The sequence below is a fragment of the Hyalangium sp. genome (genome assembly GCF_035629615.1).
Classification (GTDB): Bacteria; Myxococcota; Myxococcia; order Myxococcales; family Myxococcaceae; genus Hyalangium.
The window spans coordinates 1-4331 of record NZ_DASPHO010000351.1 but is presented as its reverse complement, the minus strand read 5'-3'; the positions used below and the strand labels follow the sequence as shown (position 1 = coordinate 4331).

At 69.3% G+C, this 4331-nt stretch carries 3 protein-coding genes and 1 pseudogene; 2 read left to right on the top strand and 2 right to left on the bottom strand.

Annotation, left to right across the window (positions count from 1 at the left end; all coding sequences use genetic code 11):
* Nucleotides 1–1660, top strand: a 1660-nt coding sequence (gene pulA / locus VD972_RS17790; RefSeq protein ID WP_324988567.1) for a pullulanase-type alpha-1,6-glucosidase, incomplete at its 5' end; no start/stop codon positions are given.
* A gap of 70 nt (nt 1661–1730) precedes the next feature.
* On the opposite strand, the gene VD972_RS17785 is transcribed toward pulA, so the two are convergent.
* Entirely contained in the window at nt 1731–2600 is an 870-nt protein-coding gene (locus VD972_RS17785; RefSeq protein WP_324988565.1) for a DUF6895 family protein, read from the bottom strand.
* Between the two features lie 181 nt (nt 2601–2781).
* Between VD972_RS17785 and fliB the strand changes: the two genes are divergently transcribed.
* Nucleotides 2782–4044 (top strand): flagellin lysine-N-methylase, encoded by a 1263-nt coding sequence (gene fliB / locus VD972_RS17780; RefSeq protein WP_324988569.1) that lies wholly within the window; start codon nt 2782–2784, stop codon nt 4042–4044.
* 3 nt (nt 4045–4047) lie between these two features.
* Here fliB and VD972_RS17775 read toward each other — a convergent pair.
* Nucleotides 4048–4331 (bottom strand): annotated as a pseudogene (locus tag VD972_RS17775) (hypothetical protein); the annotation flags it as partial.

Below are 4331 nucleotides of genomic sequence, written 5' to 3'. Positions count from 1 at the left end.
GAACCCGGATGGCACCACCCGCATCGTCGAGTTCCGGGAGATGGTGCAGTCGCTCAACCAGAGTGGCCTGCGCGTGGTGGTGGACGTGGTCTACAACCACACCAACTCGGCCGGGCAGGACCCGAAGTCGGTGCTGGATCGGATCGTCCCCGGCTACTACCACCGGCTCAACGGCGACGGGAACGTGGAGACCTCCACGTGCTGCCAGAACACCGCCACCGAGAACGCCATGATGGAGAAGCTCATGGTGGACTCGATCGTCACCTGGGCCAAGGCCTACAAGGTGGATGGCTTCCGCTTCGACCTGATGGGCCACCACATGAAGTCCAACATGCTCAAGGTTCGCGCGGCGCTGGACGCGCTCACGGCGGACAAGGGCGGGGTGGACGGCAAGTCCATCTACGTCTACGGCGAGGGCTGGAACTTCGGCGAGGTGGCCAACGGCGCCCGCGGCGTGAACGCCACGCAGCTCAACATGCCGGGCACGGGCATGGGCACCTTCAGCGACCGGCTCCGGGACGCGGCGCGCGGCGGCGGCCCGTTCAGCGGCCTGCAGGAGCAGGGCTTCATCAGCGGCCTCTTCTATGAGCCGAACAGCACGAACCAGGGCACGGCGGACCAGCAGAAGACGCTGCTGCTGCAGCACATGGATCGGATCCGCGTGGGGCTGGCCGGCAACCTCCGGGACTACTCCTTCACGAGCGCGGCGGGCATGTCCGTGAAGGGCTCGGACCTGAAGTACGGGAGTGATCCCGCGGGCTACACGCTGGACCCGCAAGAGGTCATCACCTACGTGTCGGCCCACGACAACGAGACGCTCTTCGACGCGGTGCAGTTCAAGGCGCCGCGCGCCGCGAGCATGGACACGCGGGTGCGCATGCACAACATGGGCATCAGCCTGGTGGCGCTGGGCCAGGGCATCCCGTTCTTCCACGCGGGCGACGAGCTGCTGCGCTCCAAGTCCCTGGACCGTAACAGCTACAACTCGGGCGACTGGTTCAACAAGCTGGACTGGACCTACCAGTCCAACAACTGGGGCGTGGGCCTGCCGCCGGCCGAGGACAACGATGACAACTGGCCCATCATGAAGCAGCTGCTCGCGGACCCGGCGCTCAAGCCGACGCCGGAGCACATCGCCAAGGCCTTCTCGCACTTCCAGGAAGTGGTCCGCATCCGCAAGAGCTCGGGCCTGTTCCGGCTCCGGACGGCGGAGGAGATCCAGCAGCGGGTGCGCTTCGAGAACACCGGGCCGCAGCAGATCGCCGGCCTCATCGTGATGCACATCCTGGATGAGCGGCTCGCCGTGGTGGGAGGGACCACGGATGCGGTGGTGCTCTTCAACGCGACCGATGAAGAGCAGCGCTTCGCGTCGGACACCTTCAAGGATGTGGCCATGGAGCTGCACCCGGTCCTCAAGGAGTCCGCGGATACCGTCGTCCGCAACGCCTCCTTCGCGACGAGCTCCGGCACCTTCACCGTGCCCCCGCAGAGCACGGCGGTGTTCATGGGCAAGCGGGCTCCAGTGCCGCCTCCCGGCTTCGGTGACGGGGACTCCGGCGGCAGCTGCGGGTGCTCGGGTGCTGGGGGCGCGGCAGTCAGCGCCTTGGCCCTGCTCCTGGGACTGGGCCTGCTGCGGCGTCCGAGCCGCCGCAAGCTGTAGGCTCCGCTCATTCGGGCGCCCTGTCACTGAGCAGGGCAGGGCGCCTGGGGAGTGGCCCCGGCAGGGAGCTTCAGCGCGCGCCGCTGGGGCGGTGCTCCTCGGCACCTGCGAAGGCGAGCAGGGCGGCGGCAGTGGTGTGGGAGTCCACGCTTCCAGAAGCCTGGTCGAGGGTCGGGTCCTGCACGCGACCATCGGGCTGCTGCTCTCGGGCCAGCGCGTCGAGGATCCGCTGATGGGCCGCGCTCCCCGCGTGCCCCGCGAGCTGGAGGCAGATGGCCACCTCGGCCGCGAGGCCCAGGGGGCCCTCTTCGAGCAGCCAGGGGGCCTCCGCCAGCAGATCCTTTGTCCACTGCGGGGCCTCGGGGCTTCGCAGCGGGCCACGGAGGTAGCGCGTGTCCAGCAGGTGGAGGTGCGTGACCCAGTACAGGTCCAGCAGGCGGGAGAGGGGCTTGAAGGGGCGCTCCGGGAAGGCGATCGGCACGGAGAGCCCGCACGCCTTCATCAGCTCGCTCATCAACCACGCGTAGAGCCCATCCCCCGTCAGATCCAGGTGCTCCACGTAGCGCGTGAAGGCAGCGTGCGCGGGAAGCGCATAGGGGAGGTTGCGCTCGTGGCGGATGTAGGCCGCGTCCAGGCGCGCGAGCCCATGGTCTGGAGTCAGGCCCAGAGGGAACTCGGTGGAGAAGTTCTCCAGCCCGCGGATGGCCTCCTCCAGCACCGGGCTCAGCTTCCACCGCTCGAAGGCACGGGGGGTGTGTCCCTCCAGCATGTGGAGGGTGCGCGCACGAAGCGCTCGATCCTGCTCGGAGCCCGACAGGGTCGCCGCGAGGAACGCCTGGAGCGCGCGGGAGGTGGCCAGCTCGCGCGGCACAGGGGGGGCGCCGTCCGGTGGCTCGGCAGCACCCTCTCCCAGTCCGGCGATGGGTTGCTCCTGCTTCATGGTCACCTCCCACGGCTCAGGGCGTCAGGCATGAGGCTGCGCCGTCAGCCTGCCGCATCATGCACCGCAACTCCACTTCCAGGGCAACCCCACGGGGTGGAGGAGACGCGGTATCGTCCCGGCGACCCCTTGGCCCCGAGTCCTCCTCCCCATGGATGCGTCCCCCCGCTTCGCGAAGAGAGTGTTGGACTTCCGATGCCTCGCCGACCGGTGCGAGGACACCTGCTGTGTCGGGCTCCGGGTACCGGTGAGCGAGGGGCAGCTGTGGCAGCTGCAGGCCGGAGTGAAGGGGAGCCCGGACGAGGAGCGCGTGGAGTCGCTCCTGCTCCCGAACCCCGAAGGTCCTCCCGCCGAGCGCGCGTACATCCGGATGGGCTCGGACGGGAGCTGTCCCTTCCTCGATACCGAGCGGCTCTGTTCCCTCCATCGCCGCCATGGAGAGAAGGTCCTTCCTGATCCCTGCGTCACCTTCCCGCGCATCGTCTGGAAGTGGATCGAGCACGTGGAGGTGGCGGGCTCCCTCGCATGTCCGGAGATGGCCCGGCTCCTGCTCCTGGAGGAGGGCGCGCTGGAGCAGGTGCCCGGCCCGCTGGAGCAGGTGCCGCGACTGGAGGCGGCACGAGCGCTCCCGGGTGAGCCCGGGGATGCCTACGTCGTTCACGCCGAGCTCGTGCGCGCCGCCGCGCTGAGGCTCCTGCACCGGCGTGAGTTTCCCCTCGCCTCGCGGCTCATGTTCCTGGGACAGCTGGCGTTCCGGCTGGACTCCGTCTTCCGCAGCCCGGAGCCCTTCGCGGGCAACGAGGCCGAGGTGGAGCAGGTGGTACAGGCCCTGCTCCAGCCGTTTGACGCGCCCGAAGCGCTGGAGGCGATGCACCAGGAGTTCCTGGCGCTGGAGGTGCCGGGAGGGCCCTGTGCAGGGCTGGTGGCCTCGATGCTGAAGTCGCGGGCGGTGCACGCTCGCGGTGAGCGCTTCGGCCCCTTCGTCCGCAGGGTGCTGGGCTCTCTCTGGGGCTCCGAGCAGGCCGAGGGGGATCCCCAGGGAGCGTGGCGCGAGTACGCCGCACGGTGGGAGCGGTTGATGGCGACGCAGGGCGCACGCGTCGAGCAGTACTTCCTCAACTATGGAATCACGCAGTGGCTCCGCGCTCCCTTCACGGAGCTGCCGAGCCTGCTCGCGTACGTGTTCCGCCTGGTGCTGCGGGTGGCGACGCTGCGGCTGGCGCTGGCAGGGCACCCAGCGGTGGCCGCGCTGTGCGCGGCGGAGCAGGGCGAGGCTGCCGAGGAGCCCCAGGCCGTGCTGGATCGGGCGGCGATCGAGTGCTTCTACCTCGTGTCCCGCCACGTGGAGCAGGCGCCGGATGTGCTCGCGCTGGTGCGGCAGCTCACGGGCGCGGGAGGCGCGGAGACGCTGGGCAAGGCGCTGGTGTTCTCGAAGTTCTGCTGAGCCCTACTTCCCGCCGTCCTTCTCGCCTCCGGAGGCAGGCGTCTCCGGGGCGTTCGCACCGGACAGCTCCTTGGGGTCCCTCATGAACTTCCAGGCCGCGTTCTCGACGCCCGTCTCGGTCATCCCGGTGAGCAGCGCGCCGGCCTTCTTCGTCCGCTCCTTGAGCGCCGTCTCGCCCAGCTCATCGTGGATCTTCGTGAGCGCGACGTGGACCTCCGGATCGAACGGGTTCGTCGAGAGTGCCTCCATGTACGCCACCTTGGCCTTCAGCCAGTCCTTGCGGAACA

Bases quoted from the DNA above. Each gene is read 5' to 3' on its own strand.
- VD972_RS17785 (WP_324988565.1), bottom strand. From the start codon at position 2,600: ATGAAGCAGGAGCAACCCATCGCCGGACTGGGAGAGGGTGCTGCCGAG.